1 protein-coding gene is annotated in these 1,123 nt (G+C 30.5%); it reads left to right on the forward strand.

Annotated elements, in window-relative coordinates:
* The first annotated feature begins 106 nt into the window (after nucleotides 1-106).
* Nucleotides 107-1,093: an IS30 family transposase gene (locus HMPREF0631_RS05180; protein WP_002843882.1), complete on the forward strand. Its 987-nt coding sequence runs from the start codon at nucleotides 107-109 to the stop codon at nucleotides 1,091-1,093.
* The last annotated feature ends 30 nt before the right edge of the window (nucleotides 1,094-1,123 follow it).

Here is a 1,123-nt window from a genome sequence, read left to right on the forward strand (position 1 = left end):
ATAGATAATTTATCATAACAAGTGCAACATAAAATAAACTCATAGCTAATCAGCTGTGTTAATATGTAAGTGACCAAACAAAACATATTAAAAGGAGCGATTAACTATGAGCTATAACCATCTTACCATAGAAGAGAGAGCTTGTATCTATCAATTTTTAAATTTAGGAATGAGTATAAGGAAAATTGCACAAGCACTTAAAAGGTCACCTAGTACAATATCTCGTGAAATTAAAAGAAATTCTTCTAAAATAAAAGTTAGTAGAGGAAGTTATACTAAGTACTTCCCAGTAAAGGCAAACGACAAATATATTGATAGAAGGAAGGACTGCCATAGAAAAAGTAATATTTCCAAAGATGTCATTGAATATTTAACTATAAAGATTAACGAACATTGGTCACCTGAACAAATATCAAATAGAAGAACAAGTGTGATTCATGAAATGCCATCTACATCAACTATATATAGACTCATACGCGCAAAAAAGGTGCCAAAAACCAGTATGGAAAATTTGAGAAGAAAAGGAAAATTTAAAAGACCAGCAGAAAAGAGAGGGAAATTCAATGATAAAGGCAGAACTATTAAGAAACGACCTAAAGAAATATATAAAAGGCAAGAGATAGGTCACTGGGAAGGAGATACTGTAGAATCAGGCAGAAACGACCATAAAAGGAAAAGTGGTTATTGTTTTGTAACTTTAGCAGAACGAAAATCTAGATATTATATAGCAATCCTGGTTGAAAATAGAAAGTCAGAAAATGTAACCCTAGCAATAATCAATGCACTAAAAGATTTTCCAAAAGCATTAGTAAAAACAATAACCTTTGATAGAGGTAAAGAATTTTCAGGATTCGAAAAAATAGAAAAAGAGTTAGGATGCAAAACATATTTTTGTGATCCCTACTGCGCTTGGCAAAAAGGTACAAATGAAAATAGTAATGGGCTATTAAGAGAGTTTTATCCTAAGGGTATGGATTTATCAGAAGTAGATATAGATGATTTAAATCATAACTTAAATTTAATGAACAATAGACCTAGAAAATGTATAAAATATAATACACCTATAGAAGAACTTTTTGGTCTCTTACCATAGGTGTTGCATTTGATTTGACAATTCATCTAT

Origin of the sequence: Peptostreptococcus anaerobius 653-L, assembly GCF_000178095.1 — a bacterium.
GTDB lineage: Bacteria > Bacillota > Clostridia > Peptostreptococcales > Peptostreptococcaceae > Peptostreptococcus > Peptostreptococcus anaerobius.